Source organism: Clostridium sp. UBA5119 (assembly GCF_002414285.1).
In the GTDB taxonomy this organism is placed as follows: Bacteria; Bacillota; Clostridia; order Clostridiales; family Clostridiaceae; genus Clostridium_J; species Clostridium_J sulfidigenes.
Window position 1 is genome coordinate 1,697 of sequence record NZ_DHYX01000112.1, and the last position, 19,854, is coordinate 21,550.

Sequence of the window (19,854 nt, forward strand, 5' to 3'; positions counted from 1 at the left end):
ATATGATTGAAATTCAAAAATTGTTCCGTCTCCATATATAGTATTAATACTATATAACTTATCCTTTAATTTTTCGTCTTCAGCCAAATAAGCCGCTAAAAACTTAACACCATTAATCTCCTTTTGATAAGCATGTCGAATTCCATAATGCATATAGCATTTATCCATTTTAAAATACTCATCTAACTCCTTAAAGTTTTCATAAGTATACTTATCTCTAGTTTCATACCACTCCTTATCAGAGTCTACACTTGCAGCAGTTGTAAAATTAAAGTCTTGTGAATTTTTAATATTATTTAATATAAAGGAAATACTAAACAGATTCCCACCTAATGCTTCCTTATAGCTTTTATTGTTTTCATTTATTGTATCACTTATTTCTTTTACGGCACTTAATATGTTTTTTATATTTTCTTCTCCACCCCATCCATGCTGATCACTTATAATACACTCTGTAATTTGTTTCTTAAAACTATTTAAAGCAGCAATTTGCTCTTTGCTTAAATCAGGATTATCTTCTATAAGTAAATCAATATACATTCCAGTTGCTTCTGAATTTTCAATGGAGTCTACTCCCTTTATTATTATCTTTTTATCTTGTGGAAGATCTTTATTTTTTACATGAAGCTTTTTTAGATACTCTATATAGGAAATATTATTAAATTTAGATTGCCATATATTTGAGAAATTCTTTAATAATTCCTCATCTCCTGTTTGAATATATTTATTAATAATTTCGCCTTCTGCATATCCCATTTCTAATAATAAATATCTACAATCCCAATTATCAATCAAATAACTAGCAAATTTATACTGAACGTCTGCATTTTCATCAGCTCCATGAACCTCATTTGTAAATACAACCTTCTTATCTTTTATATCTTCATCTATAAAGTTTAGGTCAGAATAATCCTCATAATTCTGTAAATTTAATTCATCAGCATTCTTTTGCACATATTGTTTTTCACTGATAGGCCTTATATAAATAATAGTTCCCCCTAATAAACCCATTATAATAATTAGTAATACAATGACTTTTTTCACTTTGCTCATAATTTAATCCCCCCAAAAACATCTGTTGGTGTAATTTCTTTTACACTTCTTTGATTTCTATATTAGTTGCAAAGGCTTCTTGATTATTACTTGACCAAGTAACACTTGGCTTTCGATAAATATATAGAAATTATACCATATATTTCATCAAGCTATGTATTTTGTGGAAAATAAAAGAGACTAGAATTTAATCTAATCTCTTAAGTTACTTTTCACTAATGACATCTATCACATGGGTCATTCTTTCCACTTTCTTGTAGTGTTCCCTCTAAAATAGTTTTACTTCTAGATAAAGTAGAACAACTCTTTGTAGTATGATAGCTATTTCCATTAGGTGTCCAATATACTTTCCCTGGACTGCTTGTACTACCTGAATTATTGATAGTAGTATTTGTATTATTACTATAATTTGAGTTATTAGTTGAAGAATTCGTTTTTAAACTTGCATTATATTCATCTGGATTCACATTATCAAATTCATCATTAATTACATTGCCATTAATTGTATAAGTGTAGCTGTAGTGACTTGGTATCTGAGTAGTTGTATCTGGATAAGTTATTATTGCAACAAACTCTGTACAACCTCCAGCATCTCGAATAACCTTTTCCATATAAGCTTGGTCACCATGCCTATTAAGGATACTATTCTGAGGAGTTATATTGTATGCATTGGAAACTCCACCAAGTGAATCTGCTATAACATGTCCCTCATCCAAGGTCCTACTTTCAACTCCTGGCACTTTTGCTTCATCTTGATAATATCTTCCACTTGAAGTAACAGGCTCTGTTGAATCATCTTGCAAGATTATCTCCTTTGCTATTACCTTAACAAGTTGACCGTATTCATTGGTAAAAGCATAATATTCTCTATCTCCAAATCCTATGTCAACTACAACATTAGGTTCTCTGTGTCCAGATAGATTTCCACCATCAACTACTATCAGCTTATATCCTGAAAATATATCTTCTGTGATAGCAGCTGACGTTTCTTTTTTTGATTCTTCCTTTAAATTACTTGTAGTTTCCTTATCTGCTTCAGTTGATTCATCCACTGAAGTATCTTCACTTTTCTTCTCTTCTTTAGCTTCAATTTTATTACTTGCAATATTTTGTTGATTTTTTGCATCTTTTGGCATCATGGTCATGCCAAAAATTAAAACAGCAAATATTATTCCAATTAAGCTTGACAAAAATTTCTTCATTTCTTAAAAATTCCCCCTAATCATCTTCAGTTCTCTATTATTTTACCATCCAGGCATGGATAAAGCTACTTACATTAGTTTTTTATGTTAAGGTTATCTCTATTTATCTACACAAACTGCATAACTTATGAATATGTTACACTTGTAACTAACCTTTTCATATACCTATAATCCCTTATATGTTATAATTAACCTATTGGTAATAATTTAAATATATATTAATTAAAGGAGATCTCTATGAAATATAGAAATTTTTATGAATTTGAAGAATACTTTTCAATACTCTTCTCTGAAAAAAAGTATGATGAAGTTTTAAATATACTCCTTCATGCAAATGAACTTTTACCAAAGGATGAATATGAAGAAAATCTATTTGAACTTATCATCGATGAATCTAGGGTATATACTGAAACCAATAATAGTGAGAGCTGTATTAATCTTATAAAAAAATCACTTGAAAAAGGTTATCCATTTCCCTTACACTGGCCAAACTTTGATTTATTAAGAAACCACCCTGAATATGAGTCTCTTAATAATTTAAATACAAAGCTACTTCACCAAGCTAAAGAAAATTCTAAGCTAGAATACGAAGTTCACCTTCCAAAATCTTATGATCCAACAAAAAAGTATCCATTATTCCTTTGTTTACATGGTGATGGATTTCATTGCAATATAAAAAATACTAGCTGGTATTGGAAGCCTGATGCACTTTTAGAAAAAGGGTACATAGTTGTATATCCTCAATCATCACAAATGTATTTCCATAATAGCTTTTGCTGGCTTAGTGATCCCACTCTATCAAGAAAAGAACTGAAAGATTGCTATGAGCAATTATTATTAGATTATTCCATTGATGAAACTTGTGTATTATTTGGAGGTTTCTCGGGTGGTGCAACTACCTCTATTGATATGGCTTTTCATAATGCTATTCCAATAAAAGGAGTTATTGCATTATGCCCTGGTGATTACTTAAATATCATCGGACTTGAAGATACAAAGATATTAGCAGAAAGAAAAACAAAAATAGTTATTCTTGAAGGGGACCAGGACACTGACCCAGTTGTTCAGCATCTTTTAAAATTATTTAAGGAAGTTGGACTTGCCCATGAATACCATATTAATAAAGGAATTGGACACTGGTACCCAGAAGATTTAGATGAAAAAACTTTAAAGGCTGTGGAGTTTATAGTTAATAATTAATTGTGGGTGTGTCTATGTCTTGTGGTGCTTATATAAATTTATTTTCACTAGTTACAATTTCATTATTAGCTATAACTTCTAAGATTTCACTAGTGTTCTGCTAACTCTTTTCAATATTTTTATTTTATACGAAAATAGGCTAGTAAGGATTTTATTCCATACCAGCCTTTGATATCTTTTTAAAATATTGTAGTTTCTTTTTTACTTTGAAATTATAAATTTTTCATCATCAAATAAGATTTTAAAAACCATATAACCTAACACTATACTAATTGTATTAAAAATCAAATCTGTAATATCACACACTCTATAGCCTCTTGTGAATCCAAAGTATATTTCAAAATATTGTAGTACTTCTATTGTAAGAGCTATTACAAATCCTACTATAGCTATTTTTTTCAAACTCTTAAATTTTTTATTCCATATGAGTGGTAATAGTATACCTAGCGGCGTCAAAAGTATTAAATTCCCAATAGTATTCTTGAAAAATAATACTTTATTTGTATTACTATATGACCCTATAAAATCAAAAATATCTAAATTAATAGATGGTTCCATTACATAATTTTGTGGTTCAAAATATATAAATATAGGTAAAAGTGTAACTGAGATTAAAGAAATAATATATACACAAAATACCATATATAATATTTCATTTTTAAATACAATTTTTTTGTTTTTAATAAATAATATACCTCTAATTACACTCCATACAATAATACTAAAGATTAATAGTAATCTACCACTTATAAATATCCCTGCTATTTCCATATTCAAGTTATACTCCTTATTTATTGAATAATTTTATTGAGCAATTCTACCTTTCACAGTCATATAGGTATCTGCATTTCCACCGTATATAAATAGATGATATTTTCCATCTTGAACCGTTCCCATTAAGAAGACAGCTGGACTACTACTAAAAGAAACAGCCTTTGTATTGCTCTGTATCCTGTTGTTACTCCTAATGTAAAAAGTACATAATCCCTATAGTTTTTATACTTGAGATAGTCCTGTATATCTTTTACTCTTTCAACTAACTTTATAGGCTTTGGAGGTCTTTTCTTTGCCACACTTGCTTCACCTGCCTAATACTTCAACTTATCTTTGTCTAATCCTACTATTAACTCTCTTATACTTTCTAGCCTTCATGACTTCTCTTAGATCATCTGTTGCAATCTCTTTTCTTATATGTCTACCTCCACAGTATGGGCAAGCCAAATACTTACCACTATTAATTGCATTTCTCAGCTCAGAGGTTAATAATATAAATTCCCTATCGCAACCCCTACATGTATAACTAGCATATATAGCTTCTATACTATCACCACCTTATAAACATAAAAGAAAAAGGCATCCAGCTTCTAAACTGAATACCTTCTTCCTAATTATGGAGGACTAACCAAAACTTTATAATATTATATTACTATTGATTTTTACATACTTCAATGGCATGGTTTGTGCACTAAATGTGCATTTAAACCAAACTTATACATACACCCACCTCTAATTTATTTTAACATATCAACAATCTCATCTTTAGATTTCATCTTATCTTTATATCCACCTTCAAATTCTTTTGGTATTTGTTGCTTCCACTTAGAGTCTTCAAGCTTGTATTTTCCCTGATATTCACCTACTGGTGCATAGCATGGCTTGCCATCTAATGGTGGTGTTTGTAAAGCAAATATTATTACATGCTCATTTGTATCCATAGGTGCAATCCCATCTGTTATGAGCTTGGTTGGTTTCATATCTTTTAATGAAATGGCTTCATTTGGAAACTTCTTCTTATGTTCATTTAATAAGACTTCTGGTGAGAAAATTCCTCCTGTTTCTATAACGCATATATTTTTACCTTTTTCTAATGTGCCATCATTTTTAAAAATTTCTACTATTTCTACATTTGAAACTGTATAAGGTATATCTTCTATCATGCGTGAAGTTGTATTTTTAACAATTCCTTCTACGATTATAGTTGAATCTTTTTTTAATTCATTTATACTATCGTATTTTTTAGTTAAACTTAAATGCGAGTCTATGATGTCATATTTAATATCGTCATTAATTAACCCTATTGTATTATTTGAAACTGCTAGATTATTTGTATCTAAATTCGATTCTGAATCCTTAATCTTACTATAAGTATTAAAACAAAACACCGTAATTACTAATACTATTGTTATACTAGAATATTTTATTATTTTTTTCATTTTAGTTTTCTCCATTCTCTTTATTAATATATTCTATTTATAGCTCTACAATCTTCCACACTAGGTCCCCCGTCTAAAATTCCTGAAAGATATTTATACATAACACTTCCTGGAATTTCATTTTCATCTAATCCGAAGCAATGTCCAATCTCATGTGCGGCTGCTGCTTGAATATGAGATATCTGAGAATCAAACTGAAGAGAATGGGCATTAAGAGTTACTTTGTTCCAGTTCCAATTTTGTGTACGTGGATTTATGTTGGTACTTCCTACAATACAATATGTTAGTCCAGCCCATGAAGAGTATTGTTCATTTTTCACATATATATCTATTACACTATTTTGTTGTATTGTTGTTTTAATAAAAGATATCGGAGTTAATTCATTTGTATATATCCATCTATCCATAGCCTTTGTTATATATCGTCTATAATCTAAATAAAAACTATTATGATAAAAATTATTGGCTGATGAATCAATATAATAATATTGATTATTATTTCCATAATTTCCAACTCCACCACTAAGTTTATATCCGAAAATTGGAGAAGGCGTTGCCGCAAACACATTAGTACTCATAAGTAAGCTGATAATTATACTTATTATAATTATTAATCCCTTTCTTTTCACTTTTTATACCTCCTTATAGCTTGTACATTTTTTTAATATTTACATATATTTCATACAATGCAAATATATTATATGAAATATATGTTAATTTATTTTCTATTTTAAATAGTAAAACTTACTTTTTATAATATTTACCACTATTTTTACTCTTACTTACACCAAATTTATTCATTAATCATGTCTAATACTATTCATATTATAAAAATAAAAAAGGCATCCAGCTTCTAACTGAATACCTTCTTCCTAATCATGGATGACTGACCAAATCTTTATAATATTATATTACTATTGATTTTTACATCCTTCAATGGCATGGTTTGTGCATTAAATGTGCATTTCTGTTAATCTATATTTAATCTCTACTATTTGATTTATTTTTTTAGCATTCAACTTATCAACTATATTCAATAATTTTATAATCTCATTTAATAACTTTTAAGCTATTAAATGAGACTATACATTCAAATAAATAAAGAATGGCAGAAGTCAATCTGCCATTCTTTATTTTTTCTACTAATGTAATGATAATCCAGCTTCTATCATATCAGAAGTCGTACCAGCAAATCCTCCGGCCATTTTATAAAATTTCTTAGTTGATACTTTGGTATTATGATTATATCCTAATACATATCTTTGAACATGATGAGTATCTAATAAAACTTTTCCATTACTATCTCTGACTCTATATAAAAACGTGTCATCTTCAAGCCATACTTTTATTGTTAAATAATCAATTAGAACACCACCAGCACTAATTCCTATACCTTGTAATACAGCTACCGCTGTTCCACCAGATGCAACCGCAGCAATTGCGCCTAACACAACTCCAAAAGCAGTTCCATATGAAAAACTAAACTTTTTACCTTCGTATGTTTTTACTTGACCATTTCGTTTAAATAAAAAACCATTTTTATTATAATCACGGCTATGGTGACCTTCTAAATACTTATAACCATCTTTAAACCAATCTTGATATAAATAAGCATCAGTAAATTCATTTCCGTATTGATAATTACTACTTAAAGCCATTGACATACTTCTTGTTTTTTGAGAATCTTGCAACTTTGTTTCACCTATATAATCTTTAACATTGTTATTTGTAACTATTCCATTAAGTTCAGTTACAATTTCTCCGGTAGCTTTATTTACAGTAGTACTTTCACCATTACTTCCTTGTACAATTACACTTTCTTCATTTTCTTCAAAGGTATAATTAGTACCATTAGCAGTAATAGTCTGTTCATTAGCTTGGATATTTTTATTAGAATAAGCTACATTAGTGTCAGCAAATGCCTTGAGTAGACAGAAATAATGTCGTTAAGTCCCACTGGTTCCTTGGCGGAATAATTAGCCACATCAATTGTCTGCAGGATTAAATGAGTTTTGTGTCTGTCGCCTCCATATATCATGTAATATGGAACTCATTTCAATCAGTACAGGGGTATTTTTTACTTCTTTTGGAAAACCGAAATAAAGATCAATGTTAAAATTGACACCTTTCCAAACTTTTAACTTTTTTTCTTCTGCGAACCGCATAGCTATTGGTTCTGCAAGTAGCGAACACCCGATTTCTGCTTGAACCAATTCTCCTATTAACAGCTCATCGTCAACATACATGATTTTTTGTGGATTGATACCTTGTTTCTCAAAGAAAGCCATAGATTCTCTATAAAACGGACAGCCTTTTGTTGTCCATATCCAAGGCGTTTTACTAAAAAACTCCAGCGATAAATCATTCGATTCCAAATTCCAGCTATTGGGATAGACTACGACCATTTCAAATGAATGCAACTTTATTGCTTGTATTGCCGAATTCAAAACTTTTCCATAGTAAAATCCTGCATTAATCTTTGAAATATCCAAATCTTTGAGAAAATCTTCACTTCTCGTTTTTACAAAGTGCAATTCTGCCTTAGGTATCTCTTTAGAAACCAACTGAATCATTTCCTTGATTTTTAGTACTTCTCCATCGGTATTTAATCCAATTAAGATTTTCTCAATTGAATCAGAATATAAGCCATTGGATTTATGATAAAAATGATCTACTGATTCAAGTATTTTTTGTGCATCTGCCAATAACTTTGAACCTTTTTCAGTAATCATCATTCCTTTTGGGATTCTGTGAAATAAAGTAAAGCCTACCTCTTTTTCTAGAGCCTTGATGTGTGCACTTGCAGCAGGTTGGCTCATATTTAAACGTACTGCAGCTTCTGTTAAATTTCCAGTACGCGCAATTTCTATGAAAGTTCTTAATTGATAAAATTCCAAAAGATCTCCCCTTCTCTAATAAAAATATCAGCAATATAAAGTAGAATTTAATATCAATCAGCATTACGGATGTACCTAATCCGTTAATACGATTGGATGTTTTTTCTTTCATCAATTATACTACTCTTAAGTTATTAAGAAAACACATCTCGTTTTTCTATCGTTATTTTTTAATATTAAACAGATTGGAGTGAAAGATGCTTTCTACAATTATTGCAATGTGTGTATTTTCATTTTCTATGTCCATTTCTCCAGGCCCAGTTAATATGATAACGCGTTCTTCAAGTGCAAGTTACGGATTCCGAAAGTCGCTTGCTTTTGTATCAGGTGCAACTATTAGCTTTACCTTATTGCTGGCAGCTATAGGATTAGGTGTCTCCAATCTTAAAGCGCATGTCCCATTGTTCTATGAGATACTAAAATATGTGGGGGCAGGATTTATCGGTTATATGGGATATAAAATCATTATTTCAAATCCTGAAATTGAACTTAAAGAGGAAAAATTGCCCCTTTCTAACATGGATTTTTTATACAATTGTTTAACCCTAAAGCATGGATTGCATGTCTTTCTGGTGTTTCTGCATTCAATTTGGAAAATTCCCATCATATGCTTTTTGTTTTCGTAATAATTTATTTTCTTATTTGTTATCCATCTCTTACTGCTTGGGCTTTGTTAGGTTCAAGAATGCAAATTTTCTTAAAGTTAGAAAAAAATTTCAAAACATTTAATCAAGTTATGGGAGGATTACTGATTATAACCGCAATATATCTAGTAATTGTTAATTAAAATGAGCGCCCGCTATACTGAGTGCTCTGTTGCTCACTTTATCAATACCTATATTTCAACTTCTAATAAAGTCATATTCATCGCATTGCCCCCAACTCTGACTTCCTGAATTTCGTTTTCCTTTAAGGATAGGGATACCAGAATTTCAGACGGTTTTTTCATGGAATAACCTTGTTCAAACACGAGGTTTGATGCTTGCTCCTTATTGATTTTACCATAGTGATAAAGATAGCAGCCAAGCGCACCATTTGAAGTTCCTGTTGCCGCTTCTTCCGGAATATCATATAGCGGAGCAAAGTTTCTGCAATGAGCGTGAGCACCTTGGAAGGATTCTAATGCAAAAACATGATAGCCAACTGCATTGTATTTTCGGCTGATATTTTTGATCTTTTCCATATCCGGCTTGATTTCATTTAAAATCTGAATACTTTTTACGGGAATCATAATATCTCGAAGTCCTGTTGATACGATTTGACTTGGCAACTCTTCCGGCATTTGCGAATCTTTGATGTTCAAAGATTCGGCAATTTCCTCTGAATCTATGATTTCTGAAAATACGGGAACCGGTTGGTTCATCATAACGGAGTGGTCTTCTTTAATTTCAATGCCCAAGATTCCGGCTTTAGTTTCCTGTTTATACAACCCTGGTTTCAACAATCCTAGGCTCGCCATGGTATGAAAGGTTGCAATGGTCGCATGACCGCATAAATCCACCTCTTCCGTTGGTGTAAAAAATCTTACTTTAAAGTCTGCTACATTTGATTGCAATAGGAAAGCGGTTTCACTAAATCCAAGAATCCAAGCAAGTTTTCTCATATTTCTTTCCGATAATGAATCTGCATCAAGCACCACACCTGCAGCATTTCCACCCTCTTTTGTTTTAGCAAAGGAATTGACTTTGTATACGTTCACTTTCATTTCCAATCCTCCTTATATGTTTACAATGGTTCCGATATTTTTTTCTTCTACTATCTTTAATATATATTCTGCAACAGCAAGATCCTGCAGGGCAATCCCTGTGCTGTCAAATACCGTAATATCGTCATTAGATAAGCGGCCCTTTTCATTTTCGTTGACTACCTTTCCTATTTCTGTTATGGCGTCTTTCTGTAATATCCCCGATCTGACTGCCGTCTGCATTTCGCCAACCATAGACGCCTGACCGATATCATCTGTGAAAACTCTTGCCGTCTTAAATATGGTTTCATCTAACTCCTGTTTGCCAGGCAGGTCTGCCCCAATACAGCTAAAATGGGTTCCCGGTTTTATCCATTCCTTTTTAATCAAAGGCTGACTAGAAGGGGTAATGGTGATAACGGCATCTGCTTCGCTCAGTGCAGCTTGAATATTATGTACTGCTAAAAATTCTACTTTATCGATTCTTTGAATCCAGTTCTCGTTTTTTGAATCAGAACAATCATGATTTATGCTGCTTAGTTTAGTACGTATGGACTCTTGAAGCAATCGCGCTTTTTCTTCATTTCTCGGATTGTACAAATAAACTTTTCGTATTGTTGGGACAGCGGTTAATGTTGCTGCAATTTGAAAGGCGGCCTGATAGCCAGTTCCTACTACCACCAGAACCTCCGTATCTTGTTTTGCCAGATATTTTATGCCAACTGCACCTGCTGCTCCCGTACGCATAGCGGTTAAATGCCTGGCATTAATCAATGCAAGAGGGAATCCATTTTTTAAATCAAACACCATGGTCATTCCTGTTAAAGCTGGAAGTCCATTTGTTTCATTTTCACCAAACCACGCAACTAGTTTTAACCCAAATAAATTTCCTGCTTGATAAATGCCAGACTTTATATCCATATCCGCCTTTCCTTCAATTAAATCAGCAGAAACGAGTGGCAATACAGTCGCCTGGTTTTTTGCTTTTTGTCTGTACGCATTTTCTATGCACAAAATGGTATTCTTCAAATCTAATATGTCCTTTACATTTTCGTCGCTTATTATTCTGATTGAATTCATGATTTATCCCTTACCTTTCAATAAAACTACGGATCAAATAAAAATATGACACCGTGTATAATGTCATTGTAGTGAAAAATACTCCTTTTGTCTCCAACCATCAATGGTTGCTTTTTAACCAACCAAATGATATATTAGATTCAAATGACAGGAGGGATATTTAATGTTTGAAACCAATTGGAAACCGGATAAAACTTATCCAATGCCGTTGCATTTACAAATTGTGGGCTATATCAAAGAAAAAATAACATTAAACGAATGGCCCATTGGCACAAAATTGCCTAGCCAAAGAGCTCTTGCAGAATTGTTCGCAGTAAATCGAAGTACCCTTGTAGCCGCAATGGATGAATTGGCTGCTGAAGGCGTTATTCAAGGCAATACCGGTGGCGGAACAAAAGTCATTAACAATACATGGAATTTAATGGATCAAGGCTATAATTGGAATAGATATATCTCCTCAGGAAACCATCAGCCAAACCATATGATTGTTCAGCAAATTAATGCGGCTGAAAGTGATCCTGACATGATACGGATGGGCTCATGTGAACCTGCTTCGGAGCTGATTCCACAAGATAAGATACAAGGAATCTTAAAGAAATTATCGGTTTCATCCTATTCATTAGGATATGAGGAACCTAGAGGTTCCCTCGTTTTAAGGGAAGAAATCTGCAAATACTTAAAAAACATCGGAATTGTAGCCAATCCTGCCTCTGTCTTAATTACCTCGGGCGCATTACAAGGATTGCAGCTCATTTCCCTTGGTCTTTTGCACGCCCATTCCATTGTTTATCTCGAAAAGCCGTCCTATCTGTATTCGCTGCGAACATTTCAGTCCTTTGGCATGCAGTTATCCGGAATACCTTTTGAAGAAACAGGGATTAATATAAAGAAATTATCAGAAAAGCATAATAATAAACGAGGATCTATGCTCTTTACTATTCCCACTTTCCATAATCCGACAGGAACAGTTATGCCTCTGGAAAAGCGAAAAGAATTGATTCAATTTTGTGAGAAGGAAGGACTGCCAATCATCGAAGACGACGTGTATCGTGAAATCTGGTTTGAAGATTCCCCACCTCCTCCATTGAAATCACTTGATAATAATGGTCTTGTTTTATATGTTGGAGGCATATCAAAAAACTTAAGTCCTGGTCTTAGAATTGGTTGGATAGTTGGGTCTGAACAGGTTATTGCAAGACTAGCCGATATTAAAATGCAGTCGGACTATGGCTCAAGTTCACTCTCCCAGTATGTGGCTGCCGAATTATTTGCCAGTGGTTTATATCAAGAACATAATGATATGCTAAGAAAAAAGGTCAAAGTAAGAAGAGATACCGCACTTATTGCATTAAATGAGCATTTTAATGCAATCGCCACATGGAACCTCCCGACAGGCGGTTATTTCATATGGTTAAAGTTAAATCATCCCATCTCCATGTATCAGCTTTTTGTGAAAGCATTAAATCGTAAGGTGCTTATCCATCCTGGAGACTTGTACGAATTCCGCTCAAGCCAGCATCTACGTATCTCCTATTCGAATGCAACACTAGAGGAAATCAGTCAAGGGATTAAAATCCTCTCTGAATTGGTACTAGAACAATTGAAGTAAAAAGCATGCTGAAAAACCACTGAATGTCATCTATACACTCAGTGGCTTAAAGTATTGATATTACTAGGTTTTATCGTCTTTCCAACTTCACTACGACTTCACAATGCGGAGTATGCGGGAACATATCCATAACTTTCACCTTTTCCACTTTATATCCATTAGCAGTTAATACTTCTAGGTCTACTGCTAATGTTTTAGGGTTACAGGATACGTAGATTATTTCTTTGGCATCAAACTTTATTACGTAGTCTAATGCTACTGGGTGTACTCCTGGTCTTGGTGGGTCTAGGATTATTATGTCTGGTTTTTCTGTTACATTTTTTATGGTTACGGCTACATCTCCTGCTATGAATTCACAGTTATTTAGGCCGTTGATTTTAGCATTTTCTTTTGCAGCTTCTACGGCTTCTTCTATTAGTTCTATGCCAACTACTTTTTTTGCTTTTGGAGCAACTATTTGTCCTATGGTTCCTGTTCCGCAGTATAGGTCAAAGACTACTTTGTCTTCTGATTCACCTATGAAGTCTCTTACTATAGAGTAAAGCTTCTCGGCTCCTTTTGTGTTAGTTTGGAAGAAGGCAAAGGGATTTATTTTAAATTTTAATCCTAGAAGCTCTTCTATTATATAATCTTTTCCATGTAGTATTTCTACAGAGTCTGCTTGCACTACATCTGATAGGGAGTCATTTAAGGTATGGATTATTCCTGTGAGCTCTCCTTTTAGATTTAATCCTTTTAAAGCATCTACAAAGGCTGTGAAGTCATATTCTACTTGGGTAGTTGTAACTATATTAACTAATATTTCTCCTGTGTTTATAGCCTTTCTTACTACTAGATTTCTTAAAAAGCCTTCATGCTTTAAGATTCTATAATAAGGAAGGTTTTCTCCTCTGAAGTGGTTTATGGTTGCATTTATTATAGCTCTGAAGTCTTCGTCTACGATTTGACAGTTATGTACTGATACTATGGCAAAGCTTTTTCCTTTAGCGTGCATTCCTAGGGTTAGTTCTCCACCTTTTTCAAAGTCTCNNCCAAAGGTGAATTCCATTTTATTTCTGTATTCATAGTGAAGTGGGCTGCTTTCTATTCCTAGGTACTCATAATCTGTTATACCCTTGTTATCTAATAGTGCCTTTACTTGTTCTTCTTTAAATTTAAGTTGAGTGTCTAGTGATAAGTCTCCTTGACTACATCCTCCACAAATTCCAAAGATATCGCAGGCTGGCCTTACCTTGTAATCTACATCTTCTAAAACTTCAAGAAGTTTAGCTTCTACTCCATTGGAATTTTTTTTAGTTACTCTTGCTCTAACCTTTTGCCCGGGCAATGCACTTTTTATAGCTACTTTTTCTCCTTCATGGAAGGCAACTCCCTTTCCTGGAAATTCTGTACCCTCTATGATAAATTCATATTCTTTTCTCTTTCTCATTTTTATCTCCTTATCTAATAAAATTCTATGTTAATTTTAATTTTTTATTTAAAAATAATTTCATCTATTAGGTATATTTAAAAGTTTTAATTAAATTTTTTACCCTTTATTTTGGGGCTTAAAATATGACTCTGAAAATCACCAAAACCTCTGAAACCCGCATAAACAGAACAAATAGTTAACTAGTTATATAGTTTCCTAGTTAAAAATTTATATAGGTATATTGTTTTATTGTTCCCTATTTAACTATTTTAATATTTCTATAGTTTCATATTTATATAGGTTCATAGTTTTCTAGATCTATTGTTTCCTAGTTAAATAGGTGTATATTTATTTGAAATTACCTAGTTTATTATATATTATCCCCCAGATTTTATCTAGGCTTTTATGGTATATCCCTAGGAATTTTAAAGCTTCTCCTTGCATTGAATGTGGCAACTCTTAGTATTATGGCATATATGTGGTTTAATTGACATAAAATATAGGAAGTTGATATAATGGTTAAAACTGTGGAAAACTTTGATTTAACTTTTAGAATATCTTTAAAGGGGTGAGGTTATACTGTGAGATCTAAAAAAGAAAATACTAAAGCACTGATAGTTGATAGCTTTAAAAAGTTAATGACTCAACATTCCTTTGATAAGATAACTATAAAAATGATTACTGATGAGGCAAAGTTAATAAGACCCTCCTTTTATAACCACTTTGCTGATAAGTATGAACTGCTTGAATGGATTTGTTATAAGGATATATTTGAAGGTGCAACCCTTCTTATAGATAATAAAATGTTTAATGAGACAATTCTTTTTGTTCTTACTAGGATAGAAAATAACAAAGGGTTTTATGTTAAAGCTATGAAAATAGAAGGACAAAATTCCTTTGAGAGTATAATATATAAATTTCTTCTTAAGATGTTTGAAGAATTGTTCTCTGTGCTAGATATAGAAAATATGAATTTTGAAGGAATTCTCACCGCTTCTGAAATTGCTAATTACTATTCTAGAGGTTTAACCTATTTTTTAATTACTTGGCTTAAAAAAGGTGTACAAGTTCCTGCTCATGAGTTAGCTGAAAAATATTATTTGCTACTTTCTAATTCCTTAGAAGATATTGTGTTCAAGCCATTATAAAAAGTTATGGGGCTTTAGCAAAATATATTACTAATCTTATATAAAATATCAAATAAGCACTTTAATATTATTACTTACGTTATATATTTGAAATAATTAGTTACATTATATATAAGATATATAAGATATATAAGATATAAATATCTCAATTTAAAGATAATAAAAAAACAATTAAATAGATTTGTTTTAAAGCAACTACATAAGTTGCTTTTTGTTTTTTTTGATATACATTTAGGGCAAAGTGTATTTTTACATAAAAATCTATATTGACTATAATTTAAGAAAACAGATTATGAAAGGAAGATGCTTATGAGTGTTCTGGAAGTAATCATAGTATCAATAGGATTGTCTTTAGATGCATTTACAGTGACAGTATGTACAGGTGCAACTCAACCTTATCTTAAAAAGCGTATGGATTTTATTGTTGGCCTTGCATTTGGGGGAATACAAGCTATTATGCTTACTATTGGAATGATGATTACCAAGTTTCCAGTAAGCTCAATTTATTCTGAAACTTTTAAATCCATCAATCAATGGTTTTCTGCAATTATTTTCATTTTCTTAGGACTGAAGATGATAAAAAATGCCTTGACTATTAAATCCATCAATGAGCAAAGGGAAAGTTTTAATTATAGAAATATTTTTTCCTTAGCCTTTGCAACTAGTTTGGATGCTTTAGTTTTAGGAATTGGCTTTGCTCTACTGCGCACTGAAATTATTATAGATATGTTTATCATATTTGTGATAACAGGGATTTCATCTATTGTTGGACTTAGGGTAGGCTACCGTGTAGGTGATAAGTACAGAGTTGCAGTTAATATCTGTGGTAGCGTTATATTGCTTATTATGGGAGTGAAAATGATACTTTCTTACTTTAAAATTATTTAAAATGGGGGTTGGCTTATGTTAAATGTAAAATATAAAATCGAAAAGGCTGCTTTAAAGCAGGGACTTGGATACTTAAAGAAAAATCCTGAGAAAAACTTTGAGAAAATTGTTCACTGGCTAAGGAAGTTTGATACAGAAAATTTATATACGTCTCAATATGATGCTGTTGAAGGATTTTTAAAGGAAAAGGATAATAACTGGGTAGAGCTTATGACTAAATTAGCCAAAGAAGTGAATCCTCATATTTTAGAGACTGTGTTTAGTAACTTCCTTCTTAATTCTTCTATTAGAGGTTGGAGTGAATCTAGGAAAAAATCTAAGGAATATGGCTATGAAATTCCCTTTACTTTACTTATAGATCCTACTACTGCTTGTAATAAGAAATGTATTGGTTGTTGGGCTGCTGATTATAACAAGGCTTTAAATTTAAGCTATGATGAATTAGATAGTTTACTTATTCAAGGTAAGGATTTAGGTATCTTCTTTTATATAATGACTGGTGGTGAGCCTTTAGTTAGAAAGAATGATATTTTAAAACTAGCTAAGAAACATAATGATTGTGTGTTTATGATATTTACTAATGGAACCTTAATTGACCAGGCTTTCTGTGAAGAGCTATGTGAAGTTGGAAATATAGTTCCTACTATTAGTGTTGAAGGTTTTGATGATGCTACTGATGCAAGACGTGGCGATGGTTCTTGGAAGGATATCACTCGTGCTATGGCTCTTATGAAAGAAAATAGAGTTCCTTTTGGATTCTCAACTTGCTTTACAACTAATAACTGCGACAGCGTTTTATCTGAAGAATTTATAGATATGATGATAGATATGGGTGCTTATTTCTCTTGGTACTTTACTTTTATGCCTATAGGCTGCAAAACAGATACTTCCCTAATGGCTAATCCTGATCAAAGAGAGAAACTATATCGTACTATAAGAGGTTGGCGCTCTACTAAACCAATATTTAATATGGACTTCTGGCATGATGCTGAATATGTTGGTGGCTGCGTTGCTGGTGGAAGAAGATACNNAATGGAGATGTGGAACCTTGTGTATTCTGCCACTACTCCAGTGCTAATATAAAGGAAGTTCCTTTAATTGAAGCTCTAGGACAGCCACTGTTTATGGAATACCAAAAGAATCAACCTTTTAACAATAATCAATTTAGACCTTGCCCAATTCTTGATAATGCTCCAAAGATTGCAGAGATGGTTAAGGATTCTGGGGCTAAGTCTACAGAGTATGTAGATCCTGAAAATGTAGAAGATTTAGTAGCTAAAACTATAGATTATGGCGAAACTTGGGCTAAACGTGCTGAACCACTATGGGAAGAAAATTTAATGTGTAAAAATAAATAAACTATGCCCCATTGGGTAAGGAATTTTATTCCTGGCCTATGGGGTACTTTTATGAATAATAAAGTATTTCTGTTTCTTTTTCTTCCTTTTCCCCTTATAATATAAGAGTAGATTATGCTTCATAAATTTATAATATATTCTTTAATATGAAGCTTGTTAAAATTAAATTTCTGGAGGAATTATGAATACACTTACTTTTATTTTTTTATGCTTTGCAGGTTTTCTGGCAGCCTTTGTAGATTCCATTGCTGGTGGTGGTGGGATAATAAGCGTTCCTGCTTATATGATAGCTGGTTTGCCTCCTCACATGGTTCTTGGAACTAACAAGTTTACAGCTTCTATGGCCTCGCTTACTAGTTCTATTAATTTTATAAAGTCAGGTAACTGCAATTTTAAGTTTCTTAAAATAGTAGCACCCTTCACTTTAATAGGCTCTATTTTAGGCGTTAAGGCTGTACTTCTATTGGATGAAAGTTTTCTTCAACCTTTAGTTCTTGTGCTAGTTCTTGCCATAGGTGTGTATACATTCTTTTCTAAATCCATTGGAGAAAAGGATAATTTTAAGGGACTAAATAAAAGGAATATTACTATTTCTATAATCTTTGCTTTTTCATTAGGCTTCTATGATGGATTCTTTGGACCTGGTACAGGCTCCTTTTTAATCTTTGGTCTTATTAATATTTTAGGTTTTAATTTTCTTAAAGCTTCAGCCAATGCTAGAGTTTTAAATTTTGTTAGTAATATTGCTGCTCTTGTTACCTTTGCTTTTAGTGGTAACATAAATTACCTAATTGGTATACCTGTTTGTGTATTTATGATATTAGGTGCTAAGCTTGGAACAAAGTTAGCTATTAATAAGGGGTCAAAGGTTATTAAGCCTATTTTTGTTACTATGTCCCTTGCCGTAGCTATAAAAATGTTATTACAACTATTCTAATATTAAATATTTTATATATTAGGAATAATTTTCTTTACAGGAACTTATCCTTAGCCTATACTTATTAATGTGTGCTAAAAAGGAGGCTCTGTGCTCATGTATTCATTTGTTGTTTTAATTATTATAATTATTATTGGATTTTTAGTTTGCAAAAGAAATTATAAAAATAGAGCTAGTCATATTAATGGCAATTTATTAGAGTATTGTTATCACATTGTTACAGAATTTGAAAAACTTAACTTTGAACAGCAAGGTAAGTTTAAGGATTCTCTTACTCAAAAGGAATCGCAGCTATTTGATGGAATAATAACTAGAAGCATGACTTTAGGTAAGAATCTTAACATACTTCAAAGTCATATGTTTAATCTAGAGTCTATTATGAAAAAAATAAAGGCACAAAAAACTAATATACTACAATAAAAAATATTTTAATAAATATTTATATATAATTTCTCATACNNAATGGGAATCTTAAGAAAGGAATGATATTATGAATTTAAAAAAATTAATAACAAATACTTTAGCTATTGTAGGTGCTGTTGTGGTTGTAGATAAAATTGTAAATGCCGTTTCAAACAAGAGCATAAAGTCTATAAGCGAGGCTCTTATGAAAGGTGATTTAAATGAAGACGAAGATAGAGATGAAGATTCAGATCTATGTCAATGTAGCTTTTTAGATGATGACTATGAAGAAAATCTAAATGCTTGTCACTGTGGTGAAGATGGTGAAATTGATTATGAAGCTTTCCCTGACATAAAACAATATGAAAATAGTGACGAAAGCGCTTTTCAGTATGCTATAAAAACTGAATCTATTACGGATACACCAAAAGAAGTATAATATGTATTAAAGTCCACCTTCCTTAAAAGAAAGTGGACTTTTTAATTATCTGTGATGTTTTTTATGATGTTTTTTCTTCTTCTTGCTCTTCTTCTTACTTGGATAACAATCATCATATTCTTTATAATCATAGTATTTCTTTTTATGATGTTTGTGTCCATAATCGCAATTATTTAGATACATGTTTTGAAGTAAATATTCACACTTCATGCAGTTACTCTTAGGCTGAACACATTCTTCACATATCTTATAACTTACTGGGTCACGATTTTCTAATCTACGACGGTCTCCTTCATATTCTTCTCTTAGGATGTCATCATATACAGGTTTTTC

At 31.9% G+C, this 19,854-nt stretch carries 22 protein-coding genes; 10 read left to right on the top strand and 12 right to left on the bottom strand.

Annotated elements, in window-relative coordinates:
* Together B2671_RS16840 and B2671_RS16845 are read right to left on the bottom strand one after the other, a co-directional pair.
* Window positions 1-1,053, bottom strand: a 1,053-nt coding sequence (locus B2671_RS16840) for an erythromycin esterase family protein (protein ID WP_346871449.1), incomplete at its 3' end; no start/stop codon positions are given.
* A 215-nt stretch (window positions 1,054-1,268) separates the two neighbouring features.
* On the bottom strand, window positions 1,269-2,255 hold the full coding sequence (locus B2671_RS16845) for a DNA/RNA non-specific endonuclease (RefSeq protein WP_346871450.1): 987 nt from the start codon (window positions 2,253-2,255) through the stop codon (window positions 1,269-1,271).
* 237 nt (window positions 2,256-2,492) lie between these two features.
* On the opposite strand from B2671_RS16845, the gene B2671_RS16850 reads away from it, so the two are divergent.
* The gene (locus B2671_RS16850) at window positions 2,493-3,455 is read left to right on the top strand and encodes a hypothetical protein (protein ID WP_346871451.1); all 963 of its coding nucleotides are present in this window, start codon (window positions 2,493-2,495) and stop codon (window positions 3,453-3,455) included.
* Window positions 3,456-3,656: 201 nt separating this feature from the next.
* Here the strand turns inward: B2671_RS16850 and B2671_RS16855 are convergent, their stop codons facing one another.
* From B2671_RS16855 to B2671_RS16880, 6 genes are all read right to left on the bottom strand, one after another.
* Window positions 3,657-4,226: a VanZ family protein gene (locus B2671_RS16855; protein ID WP_346871483.1), complete on the bottom strand. Its 570-nt coding sequence runs from the start codon at window positions 4,224-4,226 to the stop codon at window positions 3,657-3,659.
* Between the two features lie 125 nt (window positions 4,227-4,351).
* Entirely contained in the window at window positions 4,352-4,528 is a 177-nt protein-coding gene (locus B2671_RS16860) for a hypothetical protein (protein ID WP_414632646.1), read from the bottom strand.
* A 438-nt stretch (window positions 4,529-4,966) separates the two neighbouring features.
* On the bottom strand, window positions 4,967-5,668 hold the full coding sequence (locus B2671_RS16865) for a hypothetical protein (protein WP_346871452.1): 702 nt from the start codon (window positions 5,666-5,668) through the stop codon (window positions 4,967-4,969).
* A 23-nt stretch (window positions 5,669-5,691) separates the two neighbouring features.
* Window positions 5,692-6,297, bottom strand: a complete 606-nt coding sequence (locus B2671_RS16870) for a matrixin family metalloprotease (protein ID WP_346871453.1) — start codon at window positions 6,295-6,297, stop codon at window positions 5,692-5,694.
* Window positions 6,298-6,810: 513 nt separating this feature from the next.
* Window positions 6,811-7,359, bottom strand: coding sequence for a hypothetical protein (locus B2671_RS16875; protein WP_346871454.1), 549 nt, complete (start codon window positions 7,357-7,359; stop codon window positions 6,811-6,813).
* A 294-nt stretch (window positions 7,360-7,653) separates the two neighbouring features.
* The gene (locus tag B2671_RS16880; protein WP_346871455.1) at window positions 7,654-8,565 is read right to left on the bottom strand and encodes a LysR family transcriptional regulator; all 912 of its coding nucleotides are present in this window, start codon (window positions 8,563-8,565) and stop codon (window positions 7,654-7,656) included.
* Between the two features lie 197 nt (window positions 8,566-8,762).
* Between B2671_RS16880 and B2671_RS16885 the strand changes: the two genes are divergently transcribed.
* On the top strand, window positions 8,763-9,191 hold the full coding sequence (locus tag B2671_RS16885; RefSeq protein WP_346871456.1) for a LysE family translocator: 429 nt from the start codon (window positions 8,763-8,765) through the stop codon (window positions 9,189-9,191).
* 209 nt (window positions 9,192-9,400) lie between these two features.
* Here B2671_RS16885 and B2671_RS16890 read toward each other — a convergent pair whose 3' ends face one another.
* Together B2671_RS16890 and B2671_RS16895 are read right to left on the bottom strand one after the other, a co-directional pair.
* Window positions 9,401-10,270, bottom strand: coding sequence for a PhzF family phenazine biosynthesis protein (locus B2671_RS16890; protein WP_346871457.1), 870 nt, complete (start codon window positions 10,268-10,270; stop codon window positions 9,401-9,403).
* Between the two features lie 12 nt (window positions 10,271-10,282).
* A complete protein-coding gene (locus B2671_RS16895) occupies window positions 10,283-11,329 on the bottom strand; it encodes an ornithine cyclodeaminase family protein (RefSeq protein WP_346871458.1) in 1,047 nt (348 codons plus the stop codon).
* A gap of 163 nt (window positions 11,330-11,492) precedes the next feature.
* Between B2671_RS16895 and B2671_RS16900 the strand changes: the two genes are divergently transcribed.
* Window positions 11,493-12,938 (top strand): PLP-dependent aminotransferase family protein, encoded by a 1,446-nt coding sequence (locus tag B2671_RS16900; RefSeq protein WP_346871459.1) that lies wholly within the window; start codon window positions 11,493-11,495, stop codon window positions 12,936-12,938.
* 70 nt (window positions 12,939-13,008) lie between these two features.
* Here B2671_RS16900 and rlmD read toward each other — a convergent pair whose 3' ends face one another.
* Complete coding sequence (gene rlmD / locus B2671_RS16905) at window positions 13,009-14,367, bottom strand: 23S rRNA (uracil(1939)-C(5))-methyltransferase RlmD (protein WP_346871460.1); 1,359 nt, start codon at window positions 14,365-14,367, stop codon at window positions 13,009-13,011.
* Window positions 14,368-14,930: 563 nt separating this feature from the next.
* On the opposite strand from rlmD, the gene B2671_RS16910 reads away from it, so the two are divergent.
* From B2671_RS16910 to B2671_RS16940, 7 genes are all read left to right on the top strand, one after another.
* Window positions 14,931-15,497 (top strand): TetR/AcrR family transcriptional regulator C-terminal domain-containing protein, encoded by a 567-nt coding sequence (locus tag B2671_RS16910; RefSeq protein ID WP_346871461.1) that lies wholly within the window; start codon window positions 14,931-14,933, stop codon window positions 15,495-15,497.
* Between the two features lie 309 nt (window positions 15,498-15,806).
* Window positions 15,807-16,385 (top strand): manganese efflux pump MntP family protein, encoded by a 579-nt coding sequence (locus tag B2671_RS16915; protein WP_035134233.1) that lies wholly within the window; start codon window positions 15,807-15,809, stop codon window positions 16,383-16,385.
* Between the two features lie 210 nt (window positions 16,386-16,595).
* The gene (locus B2671_RS16920; protein ID WP_422653251.1) at window positions 16,596-17,468 is read left to right on the top strand and encodes a radical SAM protein; all 873 of its coding nucleotides are present in this window, start codon (window positions 16,596-16,598) and stop codon (window positions 17,466-17,468) included.
* On the top strand, window positions 17,426-17,743 hold the full coding sequence (locus B2671_RS16925) for a hypothetical protein (RefSeq protein ID WP_346871463.1): 318 nt from the start codon (window positions 17,426-17,428) through the stop codon (window positions 17,741-17,743). The genes B2671_RS16920 and B2671_RS16925 overlap by 43 nt, the downstream gene beginning before the upstream one ends.
* Before the next feature lie 181 nt (window positions 17,744-17,924).
* Window positions 17,925-18,680 carry a TSUP family transporter gene (locus tag B2671_RS16930; protein ID WP_346871464.1) on the top strand — a complete coding sequence of 252 codons (756 nt, stop codon included), beginning with the start codon at window positions 17,925-17,927 and terminating at the stop codon, window positions 18,678-18,680.
* Window positions 18,681-18,776: 96 nt separating this feature from the next.
* Window positions 18,777-19,100, top strand: coding sequence for a hypothetical protein (locus B2671_RS16935; protein WP_346871465.1), 324 nt, complete (start codon window positions 18,777-18,779; stop codon window positions 19,098-19,100).
* 70 nt (window positions 19,101-19,170) lie between these two features.
* On the top strand, window positions 19,171-19,521 hold the full coding sequence (locus tag B2671_RS16940; protein WP_346871466.1) for a hypothetical protein: 351 nt from the start codon (window positions 19,171-19,173) through the stop codon (window positions 19,519-19,521).
* A gap of 45 nt (window positions 19,522-19,566) precedes the next feature.
* On the opposite strand, the gene B2671_RS16945 is transcribed toward B2671_RS16940, so the two are convergent.
* A partial coding sequence (locus tag B2671_RS16945; RefSeq protein WP_346871467.1) for a hypothetical protein occupies window positions 19,567-19,854 on the bottom strand: 288 nt, incomplete at its 5' end.

What these genes read in the sequence shown, in the direction of transcription:
- B2671_RS16855 (WP_346871483.1), bottom strand. Translation starts at nt 4,226, where the DNA reads ATGGAAATAGCAGGGATATTTATAAGTGGTAGATTACTATTAATCTTT.
- B2671_RS16935 (WP_346871465.1), top strand. Translation starts at nt 18,777, where the DNA reads ATGTATTCATTTGTTGTTTTAATTATTATAATTATTATTGGATTTTTA.
- B2671_RS16915 (WP_035134233.1), top strand. Translation starts at nt 15,807, where the DNA reads ATGAGTGTTCTGGAAGTAATCATAGTATCAATAGGATTGTCTTTAGAT.
- B2671_RS16890 (WP_346871457.1), bottom strand. Translation starts at nt 10,270, where the DNA reads ATGAAAGTGAACGTATACAAAGTCAATTCCTTTGCTAAAACAAAAGAG.
- B2671_RS16930 (WP_346871464.1), top strand. Translation starts at nt 17,925, where the DNA reads ATGAATACACTTACTTTTATTTTTTTATGCTTTGCAGGTTTTCTGGCA.
- B2671_RS16865 (WP_346871452.1), bottom strand. Translation starts at nt 5,668, where the DNA reads ATGAAAAAAATAATAAAATATTCTAGTATAACAATAGTATTAGTAATT.
- B2671_RS16940 (WP_346871466.1), top strand. Translation starts at nt 19,171, where the DNA reads ATGAATTTAAAAAAATTAATAACAAATACTTTAGCTATTGTAGGTGCT.
- B2671_RS16850 (WP_346871451.1), top strand. Translation starts at nt 2,493, where the DNA reads ATGAAATATAGAAATTTTTATGAATTTGAAGAATACTTTTCAATACTC.
- B2671_RS16900 (WP_346871459.1), top strand. Translation starts at nt 11,493, where the DNA reads ATGTTTGAAACCAATTGGAAACCGGATAAAACTTATCCAATGCCGTTG.
- B2671_RS16845 (WP_346871450.1), bottom strand. Translation starts at nt 2,255, where the DNA reads ATGAAGAAATTTTTGTCAAGCTTAATTGGAATAATATTTGCTGTTTTA.
- B2671_RS16885 (WP_346871456.1), top strand. Translation starts at nt 8,763, where the DNA reads ATGCTTTCTACAATTATTGCAATGTGTGTATTTTCATTTTCTATGTCC.
- B2671_RS16895 (WP_346871458.1), bottom strand. Translation starts at nt 11,329, where the DNA reads ATGAATTCAATCAGAATAATAAGCGACGAAAATGTAAAGGACATATTA.